The 18,731-nt window shown below is 36.4% G+C and carries 14 protein-coding genes and 1 tRNA gene; 10 read left to right on the top strand and 5 right to left on the bottom strand.

The features are described 5' to 3' along the window. Positions 1 to 130: 130 nt before the first annotated feature. From J2Y60_RS01460 to J2Y60_RS01450, 3 genes are all read left to right on the top strand, one after another. Positions 131 to 1,885, top strand: a complete 1,755-nt coding sequence (locus J2Y60_RS01460) for a family 43 glycosylhydrolase (RefSeq protein ID WP_309912459.1) — start codon at positions 131 to 133, stop codon at positions 1,883 to 1,885. 225 nt (positions 1,886 to 2,110) lie between these two features. Beyond that, positions 2,111 to 3,655 (top strand): cryptochrome/photolyase family protein, encoded by a 1,545-nt coding sequence (locus J2Y60_RS01455; protein WP_309912461.1) that lies wholly within the window; start codon positions 2,111 to 2,113, stop codon positions 3,653 to 3,655. 43 nt (positions 3,656 to 3,698) lie between these two features. Next, the gene (locus J2Y60_RS01450; protein WP_309912463.1) at positions 3,699 to 4,442 is read left to right on the top strand and encodes an ATP-binding cassette domain-containing protein; all 744 of its coding nucleotides are present in this window, start codon (positions 3,699 to 3,701) and stop codon (positions 4,440 to 4,442) included. A gap of 420 nt (positions 4,443 to 4,862) precedes the next feature. On the opposite strand, the gene J2Y60_RS01445 is transcribed toward J2Y60_RS01450, so the two are convergent. Then, positions 4,863 to 5,975 (bottom strand): ABC transporter substrate-binding protein, encoded by a 1,113-nt coding sequence (locus J2Y60_RS01445; protein ID WP_309912465.1) that lies wholly within the window; start codon positions 5,973 to 5,975, stop codon positions 4,863 to 4,865. A 139-nt stretch (positions 5,976 to 6,114) separates the two neighbouring features. On the opposite strand from J2Y60_RS01445, the gene J2Y60_RS01440 reads away from it, so the two are divergent. Together J2Y60_RS01440 and J2Y60_RS01435 are read left to right on the top strand one after the other, a co-directional pair. Then, on the top strand, positions 6,115 to 7,350 hold the full coding sequence (locus J2Y60_RS01440) for a pitrilysin family protein (protein ID WP_309912467.1): 1,236 nt from the start codon (positions 6,115 to 6,117) through the stop codon (positions 7,348 to 7,350). 168 nt (positions 7,351 to 7,518) lie between these two features. Beyond that, complete coding sequence (locus tag J2Y60_RS01435; protein WP_309912469.1) at positions 7,519 to 8,097, top strand: peptidylprolyl isomerase; 579 nt, start codon at positions 7,519 to 7,521, stop codon at positions 8,095 to 8,097. A gap of 171 nt (positions 8,098 to 8,268) precedes the next feature. On the opposite strand, the gene J2Y60_RS01430 is transcribed toward J2Y60_RS01435, so the two are convergent. After that, positions 8,269 to 8,808, bottom strand: coding sequence for an NUDIX hydrolase (locus tag J2Y60_RS01430; protein ID WP_309912471.1), 540 nt, complete (start codon positions 8,806 to 8,808; stop codon positions 8,269 to 8,271). A 151-nt stretch (positions 8,809 to 8,959) separates the two neighbouring features. On the opposite strand from J2Y60_RS01430, the gene J2Y60_RS01425 reads away from it, so the two are divergent. Then, positions 8,960 to 9,835 carry a DUF2911 domain-containing protein gene (locus tag J2Y60_RS01425; RefSeq protein WP_309912473.1) on the top strand — a complete coding sequence of 292 codons (876 nt, stop codon included), beginning with the start codon at positions 8,960 to 8,962 and terminating at the stop codon, positions 9,833 to 9,835. A 90-nt stretch (positions 9,836 to 9,925) separates the two neighbouring features. Here the strand turns inward: J2Y60_RS01425 and J2Y60_RS01420 are convergent, their stop codons facing one another. Further along, entirely contained in the window at positions 9,926 to 11,470 is a 1,545-nt protein-coding gene (locus J2Y60_RS01420; RefSeq protein WP_309912474.1) for a bifunctional metallophosphatase/5'-nucleotidase, read from the bottom strand. A 355-nt stretch (positions 11,471 to 11,825) separates the two neighbouring features. Then, positions 11,826 to 13,544 carry a sodium:solute symporter gene (locus J2Y60_RS01415; protein WP_309912476.1) on the bottom strand — a complete coding sequence of 573 codons (1,719 nt, stop codon included), beginning with the start codon at positions 13,542 to 13,544 and terminating at the stop codon, positions 11,826 to 11,828. Positions 13,545 to 14,201: 657 nt separating this feature from the next. Between J2Y60_RS01415 and J2Y60_RS01410 the strand changes: the two genes are divergently transcribed. Both J2Y60_RS01410 and J2Y60_RS01405 read left to right on the top strand, forming a co-directional pair. Next, positions 14,202 to 14,283, top strand: a tRNA-Leu gene (locus J2Y60_RS01410). Between the two features lie 153 nt (positions 14,284 to 14,436). Next, positions 14,437 to 15,759: a trigger factor gene (locus J2Y60_RS01405; protein ID WP_309912477.1), complete on the top strand. Its 1,323-nt coding sequence runs from the start codon at positions 14,437 to 14,439 to the stop codon at positions 15,757 to 15,759. 144 nt (positions 15,760 to 15,903) lie between these two features. Here the strand turns inward: J2Y60_RS01405 and J2Y60_RS01400 are convergent, their stop codons facing one another. Further along, positions 15,904 to 16,275 (bottom strand): helix-turn-helix transcriptional regulator, encoded by a 372-nt coding sequence (locus tag J2Y60_RS01400; protein ID WP_309912479.1) that lies wholly within the window; start codon positions 16,273 to 16,275, stop codon positions 15,904 to 15,906. Positions 16,276 to 16,532: 257 nt separating this feature from the next. Here J2Y60_RS01400 and J2Y60_RS01395 point away from each other — a divergent pair, with 257 nt between their 5' ends. Together J2Y60_RS01395 and clpX are read left to right on the top strand one after the other, a co-directional pair. After that, positions 16,533 to 17,246: an ATP-dependent Clp protease proteolytic subunit gene (locus tag J2Y60_RS01395; protein WP_309912480.1), complete on the top strand. Its 714-nt coding sequence runs from the start codon at positions 16,533 to 16,535 to the stop codon at positions 17,244 to 17,246. A 143-nt stretch (positions 17,247 to 17,389) separates the two neighbouring features. Continuing rightward, positions 17,390 to 18,655: an ATP-dependent Clp protease ATP-binding subunit ClpX gene (gene clpX, locus J2Y60_RS01390; protein ID WP_309912482.1), complete on the top strand. Its 1,266-nt coding sequence runs from the start codon at positions 17,390 to 17,392 to the stop codon at positions 18,653 to 18,655. Positions 18,656 to 18,731 lie beyond the last annotated feature (76 nt).

Here is an 18,731-nt window from a genome sequence, read left to right as displayed (position 1 = left end):
AGAGGATATGTTCATTTAAATGAATGGCAATTAATACAAGAAGAATATGAATTATTAACTTACAAAACCCTCTATAAGTCAATTTTATATTCTGTATTTTTATCTCTCCAAATTCAATCAAAAACATACTATGAAAAAGACATTGCTCTTGCTGTTTTGCTGTGCTTCATACTTTTCAATATTTGCCCAAAACCTTAACCAAAAAACATATTGCAACCCTGTAGATATTGGTTACCGCTATAATTTTGAACAATTGAACGAGAAGATTTCCTATCGTTCGGGTGCAGACCCTGTTATTATCAATCATAAAAATGAGTATTACCTTTTTGTCACTATTTCGGGGGGGTATTGGCATTCAAAAGATTTAATCAATTGGGATTACATCAAGCCCAGTATGTGGCCCATGGAAGATATGTGTGCCCCTGCTGCTTTGTCAGTCAGAGATACGCTTTATTTGTTTCAATCTACTTTTGAACAACGCCCTATATTGATAAGTACCGAACCCGAAAAAGGGAAATTACAATTCTATAACCGTTGGTTGCCTCGTTTACCTCAGTATATCGGGCCGTGGGATCCTGCCTTGTTTTATGATGAAGACCTAGACAAATGGTATATGTATTGGGGGTCATCGAATGTATATCCGATTTTTGGAGCTGAGCTTGACAAAAAACGTAATCTGACTTACGCCACGCCTTATAAAGGTTTAATTTACCTCGACCCTAAAAATCATGGATGGGAGCGTTTCGGTCGCGACCACCGCGATACTATTAAACCATTTACGGAAGGGGCTTGGATGACCAAACACAAAGGCAAATACTTCTTGCAATATGGTGCACCCGGAACAGAATATAATGTATATGCCAATGGGACATATTTAGGAGACTCTCCGCTTGGCCCATTCAAATATGCTCCCTATAATCCTATTTCATATAAACCTGGGGGATTTCTTACGGGAGCAGGGCATGGTAATACCTTCCAAGATAACTATGGTAATTACTGGAATACGGGTACGCCTTGGATTGCCGTTAACTGGAATTTTGAAAGAAGGGTTGCCATGTTCCCAACGGGTTTTGATGCCGACAATCAGATGTTTGCTAATACTCGTTTTGGCGATTTCCCGCATTATTTACCTACTAAAAAATGGACACAAAAAGACGAATTGTTTACGGGATGGATGTTGCTTTCTTATAAAAAACCGTGTGTGGCCTCCTCTGTACGAGATACCTTGAGTGCTAATAAAGTGACGGACGAAAATCCACGTACTTTTTGGGTAGCTAATACCAACAAAGCAGGCGAATGGCTCACGGTAGATTTACAGAGTGTACAAGAGGTAAAGGCATTACAAGTAAATTTTACCGATTATAAATCTGATATTTTTGATAGTAACGAAGAGCGAGTTTATGCCCAATTCAAATTTTATGCTTCTACCGATAACAAAAATTGGCAATTGATTTCCGACAATACAAACGAACCAAAGCGTGACAGACCCAATGCTTATATAGAATTGCCCAAACCTGTGAAGGCTCGTTATATTAAATACGAAAACATTCATGTACCAATGCCAAATTTGGCGGTGAGTGATATTCGTATTTTTGGGAATGGTGCTGGAAAGACCCCACAAACCCCCAAAAATCTAATCGTAAAACGTCAGGCTGATACACGTAATGCAGATATTACTTGGGAGAAATCTGCGAATGCTGTAGGGTATAATATTCTTTGGGGAATTGCTCCTGATAAATTATACCAAACCTATCAGATTTGGGCAGATGCCCCTAATAGTTTAGAGCTAAGGGCTTTAAGCGTAGGACAAAGCTATTACTGTGCCATCGAAGCTTTTAACGAAAATGGTGTTTCGGTTGTTAGTGAGGTGAAGGAAATTAAGTAAAAGAAAACGATAGCACTGCTTGCAAGTTGTACTATCGTTTTATTCTACTCGTCAGCTTGGTAAACATTAAAAAGATGAACTCAGCACGAACTATGGAATCTTATATCTTATCTAGCTATCATTTTTAACTTATGATAATCATTGAGGGATTCTTCAAAAGAATTTTTTCTAACAATACTCCTTGCTGTTCAGTTATCAAAATACAAAGTGTATTTTGATTTTAATATGAAAAAAACATTACGCCTTATCTTGGGTGACCAGCTTAATCATCAACATTCTTGGTTTCAACAACAGGATAAAGAGGTAGTTTACATAATGATGGAGGTTCGGCAGGAAACAGATTATGTAGTACATCATATCCAGAAAATCATTGCTTTTTTTGTGGCAATGAGAACCTTTGCCGATGCTTTAAAGTCGGCAGGGCATGATGTTATCTACCTCCGTCTAGATGATAGCAACAATTTGCAGAGTATCCACCACAATATTATCGCTACTATTCAAGCTTCAGATTTTGAGGTTTTTGAATATCAATTGCCCGATGAATACCGAGTAGATGAGCAGTTGAAAAACTTAGCTGTAGCATTACAGCGTTTAGGAAAAGCTTGCTATGCTATAGATTCAGCGCATTTTTTAAGTGAACGACTAGAGCTTGCAACCTTTTTTAAAGGCAAAAAAACATTTTTGATGGAGAGTTTCTACAGGATGATGCGGAAAAAATATAGTCTATTGATGGATGGTAATGACCCCATTGATGGTCGTTGGAATTTTGATGCAGAGAACCGTAAAAAACTACCTAAGAATCACCGTCCTGTTGAACCCTTAACGTTTGATAAAGATGTAACAGATGTTTATCAATTAATCATCAAAGAAGGCATTGCTACGATTGGTAACGTACAGCCTAAAAACTTTATCTGGCCAACATCTCGTGAAGAATCTTTAGCACTTTTGGCTTTTTTTGTAGAACATTGCTTACCTCTTTTTGGTACTTACGAAGACACCATGCACCCATCATATTGGTCTATCTATCATTCTCGCCTTTCTTTTTCGATGAATATTAAATTGCTATCTCCTTTAGAGGTTGTTCAGCAAGCAATAACCCATTGGGAAACCCACCAAGCAACAATTAGCATTGCTCAGGTAGAGGGGTTTGTTAGGCAAATTATTGGTTGGCGAGAATATATGCGAGGTATTTATTGGTGCAAAATGCCTGATTATGAATCAGTAAATTTCTTTAAACATACTCGTAAATTGCCTACATGGTTCTGGAATGCTCAAACCAAAATGAATTGTTTAAAACATGCCATTGGGCAAAGTTTGGACTTTGCCTATGCTCATCATATTCAACGATTAATGCTTACTGGGAATTTTACTTTACTAAGTGGTGTTAATCCAGACGAGGTGGATGTCTGGTACTTGGGTATTTATATTGATGCCCTACAATGGGTTGAAATCACTAATACCAGAGGGATGAGTCAATATGCAGATGGTGGGCTGGTAGCCACTAAACCCTATATTTCTTCTGCCAACTACATTGATAAAATGGGGCATTATTGCGATACTTGTTATTATGATAAAAATAAAAAAGTTGGGCATAAGGCTTGTCCCTTCAATAGTTTATATTGGCATTTTTATCATCGTCATCAAGATGTATTGGCAAAAAATCCAAGAATCGGTATGGCATACCTTACTTGGAACAAAATAAAACCTGAACAACAGCAGGAAATATTGAATCAGGCAGAGATTTATTTAAGAGATATTGAAAATTTATAGCGTATAGCCACGAATTTTGTAAATTCGGGAAAGATTTGAATGTATGATTGAAATAAAAGATATTAGAAAAGCCTTTAATGGGCGTGATATTCTACTCGGAATCGATGGCGAATTCAAGCCTGGCGATACTTCATTAATTATTGGTGGTAGTGGTACAGGAAAAAGTGTATTACTGAAATGCATGATTGGTATTGTAAAACCAGAACACGGGCAAATTTTATACGATGGACGAGATTTTCATAATTCTGATGAAGAAACTAGAAAAACTATCCGTCGCGAAATGGGCGTTTTATTCCAAGGAGGTGCATTATTTGACTCTAAGACCGTATTAGATAATGTCAAATTCCCCTTAGATATGCTGACAGACATGAGCGAGGAGGAGAAAATAGAAAGGGCTCAGCTTTGTTTAAAGCGTGTAGAATTGGAAAATGCTGGCTCAAGAATGCCTTCGGAGGTTTCGGGAGGGATGAAGAAAAGGGTTGGTATTGCCAGAGCCATTGTGATGAATCCGAAATATTTATTTTGTGACGAACCCAATTCGGGCTTAGATCCATTAACATCCGTAAAAATTGATGACTTGATTAAGGAAATCACGGATGAATTTAACATTACTACCATTGTAATTACGCATGATATGAATTCGGTGATTGGTATTGGTGAAAAAATCATGTTTTTATATAAAGGCAAAAAATTCTGGGAAGGTGATAGTAAAAATATCCGCACGTCATCAGTTCCTGAGTTGAATGAGTTTATTTTTGCTAATAAGCTTTTGCAGGAGGGGAGATAGTTTTCTGGAGACTTTAGGACTGTAGGACATCAAGACTAAAAGACATTAGACGCAAGACGTTAGATACAAGATTTTAGAATTTAAGGAGTTGGGACTTGAAGACAAAAGAAGCTAGAGGTAATATCTTTGAGATAAACATCAAAAAATATATCGGTATTTGTAGCGGCAACCCTAGCGGTTGCCGTTTTTGTTTCGTAAATCCATCAAATCAAAACGGCAACCGCTAGGGTTGCCGCTACTTTAGGGGATGTATAGAGCTTAATTCCCGTTCTCCCTTATACAATTATCTTTTCATATTTATTAGACTAAAAGTTTTACCTCTAGAGTCTTTCATCTAACATCTTTTAGTCTTATGTCAAGCATCTTTCGTCTTCAAGTCCTAAAGTCCTACCTCCTCAAGTCCTTAAGTCCCCAGAAAAATCAATCCAAAATAGCCTCTGCCTCCGCTAATGTTGCCTTGTATTCCGCTAATTTAGAAGCCTTTTTAGCATATTCTTTCATTTTAGTTGGTTGTCCTGAGCGCTTAGCAATACGTGCCAAAGCCATATAAGCTAGTGCATGATAATCCTTTGTAAAACGTTCATCATAAGGCATTTTAACACCTTTCAGCAAATAAGCCTCCGCAAGTTTATCGTCCTTTTTATCTTTTTCAGCAATCAATCCTTTGAAAATTGTTCCTGCACATTGAAACATCACGCCCTTTTGCTTTAAAATTTTGTCCGAAATAGTATCAGCATCGTCGTACTTCCCAAGGGCTGTCAGGAAGTCCATTCGTTGCATTTGAAAAAGTAAATTATCAGGATATTTTTCAGACAACATACTATTGTAATATAACGCTTTGGCTGGGTTGGCTTCATATTTCATATAGACATACCCTGCATAAAAAGCGGCTTCTGTTTTTACAAAAATTGTCTTCTTGGTAGCCAAATCTAATTGTTGTAAGCCTAATTTTTTATTACCATCCTTAAACATCCAAATAACGGATTTAATCACAGGATGAGTTTCTGGGTATTCAATACGATAATAATTATAAATGCCTGACGAATAAAGAAACTCAGGTTGTTTATCGGTCAGTGCCAATCCTTTCTTTAAATGAGAATAAGCTTTTTTAGCCACGCCTACGGCTTTCATAAATTCCTGATTGTCGGCATCGAAAGCAGCCAAATATCCTAATGTGGCCAATTCAAAGAAATTAGCTTCTACGTCCTCATCGTTTTTGTCAAGCATTGCCTCTGCCAAAGCCCTACTTTGATTAAGGTAGGTCAAATATATTTTTTGCTGATTGGGAAAATCTTTCAAAGGGAAATACTGTAATTCAGTTTGAATAGCCATTAAGGTATAAAACACTGGATGTTGGGGGTATTTAGCTTTTATCTTTTGGAAAATATCGGCTGATTCTTTGAAATCATACGAATACATTTTATCCAACCCTTGAGAAATTAATTGGCGAGTACTAGCATCGTTTAATATTTGAGCATTACTTTTAAAAAAAATGCAAAACGAAAATGTTACAAAAATGACTACTTTTTTCATATTGGAAGTTTAAATAAATAAAGCGGAATGAGTTTTTTGCTGATTGTCACACATTGCAAGTGGTAAATACTTACTTTTGTCGTGATATTTTTTAAATATTTATTAATATAGACGTTTATTTGTTAGATAACATCGATACATGATTTCATACGATTATTTTATACTTGACAACGGACTCAAAGTCTATGTTCACCAAGATTATTCCACCCCTATTGCTGCTGTTAACATTATTTACAACGTTGGCTCTCGTGATGAAGAAGAACACAAAACTGGTTTTGCTCATTTGTTTGAACATTTGATGTTTGGTGGTTCAAAAAATATTCCTTCGTATGATACTCCCCTTCAGAAAGTAGGAGGTGAAAACAATGCTTTTACCTCACCCGATATTACTAATTATTATATTACGCTACCAGCAGTCAACATTGAGACGGCTTTTTGGTTGGAGTCTGACAGAATGCTGTCTTTGTCTTTTGACCAAAAGGTTTTGGACGTACAACAAAAAGTAGTGATTGAAGAGTTCAAGCAAAGATACTTAAATCAGCCTTATGGTGATGTTTGGTTGAAACTTCGCCCTTTAGCCTACCAAGTTCACCCTTACAAATGGGCTACGATTGGGAAAGAAATTGCTCATATCGAGAATGCGGTAATGGATGATGTCCGTAATTTTTTCTACAAACACTATCTACCCAACAATGCTATTTTAGTAGTGGCTGGGCCACTCAGTGTTGAGGAAGTAAAACAATTGGCTAAAAAATGGTTTGAACCTATCCCTGCTGGCAATGTTATTCCTAGAAATTTACCCAAAGAGCCTATTCAGACTAGTGCTAGATTTTTGGAAGTAGAAGCAAAAGTACCGCTTGATGCTATCTATAAAATTTACCATACCCAAGGACGACATGACGTTGGTTATAATGCCGTGGATTTGACTAGCGATATCCTAGGAAGAAGTAAATCATCAAGGTTATATGATAAATTAGTGAAGGAGCAATCTATCTTTAATTCTATCAATGCATATGTTTCTTCGTCACTAGACCCAGGCTTGATGGTTTTACAAGGAAACCTCAACAAAGGCATTAGTATTGAAGAAGGTGACGCCGCCATTCAGGATGTATTAGATGATTTCTTGAAGAATCCTGTTTCAGAGGAGGAATTGACTAAAGTGAAAAATCAAGCAGAATCTACGTTAGTTTTCTCAGAAGTGGAATTACTTAACCGTGCTATGAATTTAGCCTTTGCCGCCAATGCTGGAAATGTAGAATACGCTAACGAGGAATCAAGTAAAATACAAGCGGTGACAGTTGATGATATTAGCGCCCAAGCAAAAAGTATTTTAACGAAAGAAAACTGCTCGACGATGTATTACCGTGCTAGCTAAGATTGTGTACTATCGCTTACAGTCGTCGGAATTCAGCTTTCATATTTTTATTTACTTTGCATATTTTTATCCTCTATGGAATTGAGCAAAAATTTTCAGTGAGCAACCATACAGATAACGGTTACATAGATAACAAAAACGGTTAAACCGATAACAGCTATAAAAACGATGAAACGTATCATCTTCTTCTTATTCTGTATTTCTTTATTTTCTTGCAAAAAAGATTTGCGTTTGTACGACCAAGACCCAAAGACTTTTTTGACACAATATGGTAAAGAAAACCCAGAAGATAAAGTAAAAGTACATACTGTTGGTGGAGATTTTATCATAAAACTCCATGCAGAAACGCCTTTACATCGTGCTAATTTTATTAGAAATGTAAAGGCGGGTTATTACGTTGATAGGATGTTCTATAGAAATATTTATCGAATGGGTATACAAGGTGGAGGCGAATATATGGATCAATTAGATTTTTTAGTTCCGCCAGAATATCGGACTGAGTTTACCCATAAGCGTGGTGCTGTGGCAATGGCTCGTTATGACGAAGGAAATCCCGACAGAGCCTCCTCTCCTACTGAGTTTTATATCATTACTAATGAGGCAGAAGCTCGACAGCTTAACGGTAACTATGTAGTTTTTGGAGAGGTAATTCAAGGTATGGATGTAGTTGATGCGATTCAAGCTGGAAAGGAATACTACGAACGCCCAGCCATACCTGTATTTTTTAGGATTGATATTTGGGAATAGGTATCGGCTGTCAGTCTTCGGCAATCGGATGTCGGATGTCAGCTTTCGGTGTGAGAAGCTAATTTCCCGATAATCATTATAGCATAAAATCCGAAGACCGAAAGCCGATACCCGACCACCACCAACAGCACAAAATCCGATGACCGAAAGCCGAAGACCGACGGCTATTTATTATAGCTTAAAACTTTTCTCTACCATTCTCATAATCGAATCACTATCGTTTAGGTCAGCAACCTCCGAAAGCTGAATCCATTTCAAAGCCGTTGATTCTGATGAAACGATTAATTGTTGATTCATGTCAGCCTCTAATAGAAACCTCACATCAAAATGTAAATGTACTGGTATTCCCTTTCGTTCAGGAATCACGTGAATATCAATATCAAAAATATCATTACTCAACACACCAATATTTTCCAATCCTGTTTCCTCCTCTGCTTCCTTTAAAGCAACATTCAATACATTTGAATCACCATCACAATGTCCCCCCGTTTGAAACCATTGATTAAGCTTTTTATGATGGGTTAACAAAGTATATTGACGAGACTTATCCAGAATCCAAGCAGAGCCCGTTACATGGCCAATCATCAAAGAACGCTCGAAACACATAGGATGTGATTTTACAAAAGAGGTGATTTCTTGATGAAATTTTGTCTCTGTCGCATTAAATGGTCGATGCTTTTCAAGCAATTGGAGCAATTGATTTCTGTGCATAGTATTGAATGATTATGGTAATGTTTCAGAGGTCAAAGGTCTAAAAAATATCTTTTAAAAAAAGCCATTGAGCGAAAAATTAAATTGTTGGTTTATTCCTTCGTTACTTTTATATAAAAATCTCAATTCAGCATTAATCAAAAAAATTATCATGAAAAAACTATTTTTAAGCCTTATACTAGGGCTTTCCCTTACTGCCAATGCACAAATACGCCTTCCTCAGCCTAGTCCTGCGGCATCTGTTGCTCAAACCATCGGAACAACTGATGTCAGTATTAAATATTCTCGCCCAAGTATCAAAGGACGTGAGATTTTTGGCGGAGTAGTAGCCTACGACAAAGTTTGGCGTACAGGAGCAAATGCTGCCACTCAAATTACATTATCCAACGAAATTAGTCTTGGTGGGAAAAAAGTAGCAGCGGGTTCGTATGCTATTTTCTCGATTCCAACTAAAGGAGATTGGACATTGATTTTAAACAAAGACATCACTGCTACAGAGCAAACGTATTCACCTGAAAAAGATGCTTTGCGTACTGTTGTAAAAGCAGTTGCGAATACAAAAACAGAATCTTTCACGATAGACTTTAGCGATATTACAGATAGTACTGCTAATTTGAATATCTATTGGGCAGATAAAAAAGCATCTGCTCCTATCGCTATCGAAACTTCTAAAATGGCAGAACTAGCTATCAGCAAAGCAATTACTGATAATGCCAATGCGATGCGTACTGCGGCTGAGTTCTTTTTAGGAAAAGGTAAATTGAGCCAAGCCCTAACAGCGGTAAATGCATCAATTGCTGGTGGTGAAACTTTCCGTAATGTATGGGTAAAGGCACAGATTTTAAGCAAATCTGAAAACTATGCCGAGGCTTTCCCATTAGCCCAAAAAGCTTTGGCATTGGGTAATGCAGATACTTCTGGTTCTTTCAGTTTCTTCAAAGATGCTATCGAAAAAGGCATTGTGGATTATAGAGCTAAATTACCAGTAGCTGCGCCTGTGACTACTAAGAAGAAGAAGGCAATGTAGTATATCATCAGTAGCACGACTTTCCAAGTCGTGAGGGAGAACAACCTTTAGTTCTTTTACCTCACACGACTTTCCAAGTCGTGCTACTAATTACTTTTTCAAATAAGCAATCAATACTTTTCTAATATCATTACGAATGTCGTTGACATCTTTTTCATCTGACTCTACAATACCTTTTATTGCTGGATTTTGAGCAGTCAGGTAACCAAAATTGGTTTCCTTGCCTTCAATCAAAAACTTTGGCATCATTACTCGATATTCTTGATTAATATCTAATAATTTCCCATTAATCAACCATTGTTTTTTATTTTCTTCATAGCTGATTTTATCCCATTGCAAAAAACCTCCATTGCCTTTGTTCTGCAAACCAGTTGCTAATATTTTGGCGAGTAGGCTTCCTGTTAGATTCACTTCAACTATTTTTCCACCAAAAGGTAATATCCTCATAATATCCAGCTGTGTAATTTTCCCAACCAATTGGTCATCTATTCTCACAGAACCACTATTGAAAACGGTACAATCTACAGGTTTTGTTGCCGCTGCCGACATAGCTTTGGCTATTAAATCCCCTAAATTAGTATGTCCATTTCGCATGGTACTTTCTCGACCGTCTAAAGGCGTTGAGATGTCAGCAACCACATCATTTTTATCTAACCCTGCTTTTTTCATGGCAACATCCATGATTTCCTCCCATTTTTTGACTACCAATGCTACTTCGGCATCATCTTTTATTTGTTCGTTTATTTTACGGAGTTCGCTATTAATCTCTAAAGATTTGGTTTGAGTATCAAAAGACAGGTTGTGGACATACGCCGTTTTGGCATTGGCATCCGCTTTAGCAATGATAACGTTACCTTCTTTAAATAACATATTATCATGGTCATGTCCGCCCATCAGAAGTTTTACATCAGGTAAAAGCTTTGCCAATTTTGCATCATCTACTTTGTTGATATGCGTAATACCAACTACAAAATCACATTGAAGTTTCAATTCTTCATAAGCCTGTTTAGCCGATTCAAAGAAATCATCATAATGCACATAATCCTTTTGATTGGAGGGTAATACCACCGAAAACATACCCATTTTCACTACTTTTCCAGTAGCATTTTTGAAAGTAAGAATAGTAGTTTTAGGGAAGGGAATTTTTGTGCCATTTACATTTTTTGCAAATGGAGTTAGCGTACCTTTATTATTTTGGAGAGCATTTGATGCCAGCCAATTAAATTGTGATTCATCGATTCTTCTTTGCAAATCTGCTTCATCAATATCAAATTCATGATTGCCCAGACCAACCCAATCAAAGCCTACACTGTTCATAGCCTCTACCATTTGGCGCCCTTTGATACTCTTTCCTTCATATTTAAAAGTGGCAATTAAAGAAGGGTTCAGAAAATCTCCAGCAAGGATGGTAACAGTATTAGGGTTTTTCTGGATTAATTCTTTTCTCAATGTCCCCAAACGAGCCATCCCTCCCACTTTTCCCCCTTCTAATGGCGAAATTTCATACACATCATTCAAATGCAAGAATGTAATGTTAACAACATTTTCAGATGATTTACTAGATGAACGCTGAGAGGTTTTACAGGAAGTGAAGATACTGGTTGCCAGTAAAAACAGTAGTAATATTCTTTTCATGGTTTGATAGATTTGGAAATGACATCAAATATTTACACAAGATAGCAAACATATGCTTTAACGCTCTAAAAAGCAATGATTCCTATTAGTAGACGATTTAAATCCAATTGACTACCCACGTCTTTTAAAAGTTGAAATGGAGATGTGATTATTGATAAGGTTGGCTTAAATAGACATAAATCGTGTTTAAAACCAAGCGTTGAAGACCTCATCCCTAGCGAGGGACTTAAGTCCCTCGCTAGGGATAAAATCTGATTATTAACAACTTATAAACTTATAAGTAATCTATAGGATTGAAATCACCTGTTAATGAAAACTCATACTCTCAATTGATTCTTTTGATACTTACAACTCACTAACTCACAACTCTTTTACTAAACAGACTAATTACCCAAGAAAAGCCAACCACCAATACACAGCCAATCACATTGAGCCAAAGGAAAGCTGTTAAGTCTATCCACCAAGCATAAATAACGAAGACTTCTGCCAATAAAGCCGCCCAGAAAACAGCATCACCTTTAATAGATTTGATGTAGAAAGCTACTAAAAATACGCCCAAAATAGTTCCATAAAACCATGAGCCTAAGATATTGACAGCCTCTATCAAGCTTCCGATATTAGCTGTAAATTGGGCAACAACAATACAGACAATACCCCAACCTAGAGTAACTAATTTTGAAGCATTTACATAATGTTTCTCCGTATCCTGTGGATGAATCATTCTTTGATAAATATCGACAATAGTACACGACGTCAATGAACTAAAAGCAGAGGCCATAGCCCCCATAGATGCCAGTAAAATAACCGCTATTAATAAGCCCACCATTCCTTGAGGCATATACTTAGTTACGAAGGATAGAAAAATATAATTGGTATCGTTGATATTAGCATCTGGATTGGTTTTCAACATCAAATCTTTCACTTCTTTCCTTAGGTCGTTGGCTTTTTTGTCGGCTGCTAAAGCTTTTGATTTTAATGTCTCAAGTTTTTGAGCATTGAGTGCTTTTATTTTTAAGGTACTTGTATTTTCATCTGTTTTGAGAACAGTATAAAGTTCCTCTACGACTTTTTTCTTCTCGATAAAAACCTCAGAGTTTTTCTTCATTAAAGCTTTATAGGCGGTTGTTTGCTCTACTTTGCCTAGTTCCGTTTTATTGAAAAATAGCGGTGCTTCATGAAACTGATAAAATACAAAAACCAATGAGCCAATTAGTAAAATCAAAAATTGCATCGGAATTTTAAAAATTCCATTCATTAATAATCCTAAGCGACTTTCGCCAATGGATTCTCCTGATAAATAACGACTTACTTGTGACTGGTCTGTACCAAAATAGGATAACTGTAGAAAAAACCCACCTATCAAACCCGACCAAACATTATAGCGATTATTCAAGTCAAATTTCCAATCAATGGCATCAAGTTTATCCATTTTACCTGCTACTTTCAGCGTATCCACAAACCCCATTTCAGTAGGCAATAAATGCACGACCATATAGCCCGCCAAAAACATCCCTACCATTACTACCAACATTTGTTGCATTTGCGTGTATGAAATCGTTTTTGAACCGCCATACATACAATAAATCGTTACTACAATACCTGTGACGATATTTGTCCAGTACAAATTCCAGCCTAAAATGGTTGATAAAATAATAGATGGCGCTGCAATGGTCACGCCCGTTGATAAAGCCCTAGGAATTAGAAAAAGAAAAGAAGCCATTACTCTGGTCTTGAGGTCGAAACGACCTTCCAGAAATTCATAAGCTGTAAATACATTTAGTTTTTTGAAGATGGGAATAAAAGTGATTGAGAGTACAATCATCGCTAGTGGCAATCCGAAATAAAACTGTACAAAGCGCATTCCGTCTGTATATGCTTGACCAGGGGCTGATAAAAAAGTAATGGCGCTAGCTTGGGTAGCCATGACCGAAAGCGTAACATGATACCAAGGCATCTGTCTATCTGCTAATAAATAGCCTTCAATATTCTTTTCTTGAATTCTTCCTTTCCATAGTCCAAAGCCAATAATCGTCCCTAATGTTAAAAGTAATACCAGCCAGTCAATATTTTCCATGTTAAAATTTTATAATTAGCAGTTTAAAAGAGGGTACCAAACCGTTTTATCTTGAAAACAATTCGTACGAATGCTAAAACGACAAATTAAGCCGACAATTTCGACTTAATTGAAGTATTCGCTAAAGAGATAAAATAGGATAATCATCAGCACCAAATTACCGACAACTATCCAGTAAAGTTGTTTCCATGATTTGATAAAAGGCGGTAGTGATTTATCTTTTTCTTGCATAATTATATCATTCTATTGATTTTGGTTGCTTGGTTTTCTTATTGAAACACTTACAAAGGTCGTAATAATTTCACGAACACTTGAATATTAAAATTAAGCACAAACAAAGGATATTGCAATTGATAATTGAAAGAATCGCATATGGATTAATCAAAATCTTGTACCATTGTTTTTGCATTCCATTTCAAGCTAATAGTCAAAGGCTATATTAGGCTAGTTAAAAGAAGCTAACGTTAGCAAATGGATGGATATAAAAATAAGAAGGAAATTATTTAAAAAATAATAAGCAACAACCAAAACAATAAACAACTGATATTCAAATACTTAATTTTTCAAGAAAAAATATTTTACTTTTTTTGTGTTTTTTTTTCGGAAAAGCTTGCAAAAAGAAAAATGGCTTCCTAATTTTGCACCTCCAAAACGCAAGCGGGCGTGGTGGAATTGGTAGACATACCAGACTTAGGATCTGGCGCCGCGAGGCATGGGGGTTCGAGTCCCTCCGCCCGTACTCATTCAAAGCCCTCTCAACCGTTACGGTTTTGAGGGCTTTTTTGATTTCGGATTGTTGATTTCGGAATGCGGATTTACGAAAGTCAGACAAACTGAGATTTAGCAAAATAAAAATTCCGAAATCCGCATTCCAAAATCCGAATTCATAAAGATGAACATTTCTCTCGAAAAAAGTACCCCAGTGAACGCCCGTTTGGTCGTATCAATTTCTGAAGCTGACTATAAGCCACAAGTCGATAAAAACCTTAAAGACTATCGTAAGCGTGCCAACATCAAAGGATTCCGTCCGGGAATGGTACCGATGCAAATGGTACAAAAGATGTTCGGTAAATCAGTTTTAATCGACGAAATCAATTCTGTTTTAGGCAAAGCCGTACCTAACTATATCAAAGAAAATAATTTAAGCTTAGTGGGTGATCCTATGCCATTGAACGAATTGGAAAATCCAATCGATTGGGATACTCAAAAAGAATTTAGCTTTACTTACAACATTGGTTTAGCCGGAGAATTCACTGTTGATTTTGATAAAATCCCTACTATCAATACTTACGAAATCGAAGCTACTGAAAAAGAAGTGGAAGAAACTATCGAGAATTTGAAACAAAATTCTGGAGAGCAAATTCACCCAGATACAGTAGAAGAAGGTGATATGCTTTTTGGTGTTTTCACTCAAGGAGAATGGACTGAAAAATCTGCTATCCCTTTCAAAGCTATCAAAGAAGAAGCTAAAGCTACTTTCATTGGTGCTGCCAAAGGAGATACTTTAACATTCGACCTTCAAGCTACTTTTGTTGACGAAAAATCAATCGAATTGGCTACTGGCAACAAAACTGGCTTAGTAGGTGAAGTAACTTTCACGATTGAAGATATCACTCGCAATGGTGTTGCTGAATTGAATCAAGCATTTTTTGATAAAGTATTAGGCGAAGGCAAAGTAAGTTCTGAAGAAGAATTCCGTAAAGAAATTCTAGAAATCATCAAAACTAACTATAAGCGTGAAGCTGAATATTTATTGAGAATTGATGCTGAAAAAGCTTTATTAGAAAACATCGCTATCGAATTGCCAGAAGATTTCTTACGTGATTGGTTAATCCAAGTAAACGAAGGAAAATTCACTCCAGAGCAAATTGATCAAGACTTCGAAAATGTTAAGAAAGACATTCGTTTGAACTTAATCAAAAACGAAGTGGCTACTCAAAACGAAATCAAAGTAGAATATCCAGAAGTGCTTGAAAGAACGAAAGAAATGATTCGTGGTCAATTCGGCATGTATGCGTCTGCTGACAATAGCATGGACGAAATGATTGAGCGTATTGCTAATGGATATTTAACTGATAAAAATAAGCAAGACAACTTCATGAAAATGTTCAATGAAGTATATGCAGCCAAAGTTTCTGACGTGATTTTAGCAAACGTTAAGACTGAAAGCAAAACTATTAGCGTAGATGAGTTCAAACAAGTTGTAGGAGCTTAATAAGTTTTGAGTGATGAGTTGTGAGTCTTGAACTTAAAACAATCAACTACAAATCAATAAAAAATCCCGTAAGGTCAACCTCTGCGGGATTTTTTGTTTTTATAATGTATGCATTAAACTCATAAACTTTAATCTCATAAACTCCTAGAAGCCTATTTTCTCGCGTTGTTGCTGATTTTGAATAAGTCTATAAGCCTCTACCAAAACAAGTTCCTCAAACTTACCTCTCCAGTAGTCTGATTCTCTTTTTAGTCTTTCTATTTCAAGTTGCAGTTTTTCCATTTCATTTTCTGAATTGAGCATTATTTTGGGTGTGATTACCTCTTCTCCAAAAAGCTCTAATACATGAATGTCTAGCAAACTGGCTATTTTTTGTGCCCTGCTAATGGTCAATTCAGTTTTACTGCGTTCGATGTCACCAAAGGCAGTTGTGGAAATTTGTAAAAGTTCTGCCATGTTCTCCTGAGAGTATCCTTTTAGCAGACGAGCTTGTCGTATTTTTTCTCCAATTTTCATAATTATCACCTTTTCTGATAAATTCTCTGTAAAACTGATTAGGATTATTTCATAGTTTTTGCATCTTTGCTGTCGAAGATTTTTTGAATAACACCAAAAATACTTCGATTAGTTTCAAAATTATAGAGAGAACTATTTGAAGGTTTTAAAAGTTATTAAAGCACAATCTCATTAAATTCCTTAGCATGCAATTGCTAAAATGGTTTATTTGATTTAATTTAACAATCGACATATTTTCAATTTTATAAATTACCGTTATGTTTCCAAAAGAATTAAGTTCAGAAGAATTCAGAAAATACGCCGTACACCATAGAGGTTTGAACGGTTTGGCAGTAGACCAGTACATGAATCAGGCAAATAATATTGGCGGTACTAGTCGTCCATTCATTGAAGATATGACACAGTACATCATTGAAGAACGTCCGATGCGTTTTGCTCAAATTGATGTTTTTTCACGCTTAATCATGGATAGAATTATCTTCATGGGTGTTCCTGTGGATGATTATATGGCTAATATCATTGTAGCTCAAATGTTATTTATGGAATCTACAGATGCCAAAAAAGACATTATGATGTACATCAATTCACCAGGTGGTTCTGTATATGCAGGTTTAGGTATTTATGATACTATGCATTATATCCGTCCAGATGTTTCTACTATTTGTACTTCATTGGCAGCGTCGATGGGTGCAGTATTGTTGGCTGGTGGTACAGCAGGTAAACGTTCAGCTTTGCCACATGCACGTATCATGATTCACCAACCTTCAGGTGGAGCTCAAGGACAATCACGTGATATTGAAATCACTGCGCGTGAAATCGTTAAAATCCGTAAAGAATTATACGAAATCTTAGCACAACACTCAGGAAAATCATTTGAAGAAATAGAAAGAGATTCAGACCGTGACTACTGGATGCGTGCAGAAGAAGCAAAAGAATACGGTTTAATTGACGAAGTATTGACAAGAGTATAAAATATTCTTGATACAAGAAGTAAATTAAATGAGCGTATAACTAAAAATGCTTATTACTTCCATGGAAGTAGTAAGCATTTTTTATTTTTAAATCTGTAATTTTGCGAAGGAAATAATGAAGGCACAATTTTGTGTGTAAAGATATGAGACAACAGCAAGCCCATTGCGTTCTTTGCGGACGTAAGCAAAACGAAGTACCATTATTGATGGAAGGTATGGATGGCCACGTTTGTAACGAATGTGTAACCCAAGCCTACCAAGTAGTTCAGCAAGAATTAAATACTGAAAAGAATAAAAAAGGCAAAAACAATAAAGCTGTATCTCCTAAATTCAATCTGGTAAAACCAATTGAAATGAAGAAATATATTGACCAGTACGTAATTGGGCAATATGAAGCTAAGAAACACCTTTGTGTAGCCGTTTATAATCACTATAAACGTTTGATGCAACATGATGTAAAGACAACATTTGATGATATTCAGATTGAAAAATCAAACATCATCATGGTGGGCGAAACTGGGACAGGTAAAACATATATGGCAAAAACCATTGCTAGAATGTTGGAAGTACCTTTTTGTATTGCTGATGCTACGGTGATTACTGAGGCAGGATATGTGGGTGAAGATGTAGAAAGCATCTTAACACGCTTATTACAAGCTGCCGACTACGATGTAGAGAAAGCTGAAATGGGTATTGTGTTTATCGATGAAATTGATAAAATTGCTCGTAAATCTGATAATCCTTCTATCACTCGTGATGTATCAGGCGAAGGTGTACAACAGGCCTTATTGAAGTTATTAGAAGGGGCTGTAGTAAACTGTCCGCCACAAGGAGGCAGAAAACACCCAGACCAAAAGATGATAGCGGTAAATACCGAGAATATTCTTTTTATTTGTGGTGGTGCTTTTGATGGTATCAAACGTCATATTTCAAAACGTTTGAATACTCGTCCCATCGGTTTCAGTTCAGACGATACGTTCTTGGATATGTTTGAAGAAGAGAATGTAATGAAGTTTGTTACTTCTCAAGATTTAAAATCATTCGGTTTGATTCCTGAGCTATTAGGACGTTTGCCTGTAGTAACTTATTTAGACCCATTAGACCACAAGACGCTGTTATCTATTTTGACAGAGCCTAAGAATGCCATTACTAAACAATACCACAAATTATTCGAAATGGAAGGCATTGACTTACAATTCGAACCACCAGCGTTAGAATATATCGTTAGTCAGGCAATGGAATATAAATTAGGGGCAAGAGGTTTACGTTCAATCTGTGAATCAATCATTACGGATGCGATGTTTGAACTACCATCTCAAGACGAAATCAAAGAATTTAAAATTTCGCTGGCTTATGCTCGTGAAAAATTTGAGCGAACCGTTTTTCATCAAATGAAAAAAGCCGCTTAACGCATATTTACTACCCCAACAAAAAGCCCAAATGATAATTTTGGGCTTTTTATTTAGCAATTAATTTAATTATTCA

Origin of the sequence: Arcicella sp. BE140, assembly GCF_031456255.1 — a bacterium.
GTDB classification, from domain to species: Bacteria; Bacteroidota; Bacteroidia; order Cytophagales; family Spirosomataceae; genus Arcicella; species Arcicella aquatica.
The sequence above is the reverse complement of the archived record's forward strand: the minus strand, read 5'-3'. Positions and strand labels throughout refer to the sequence as shown.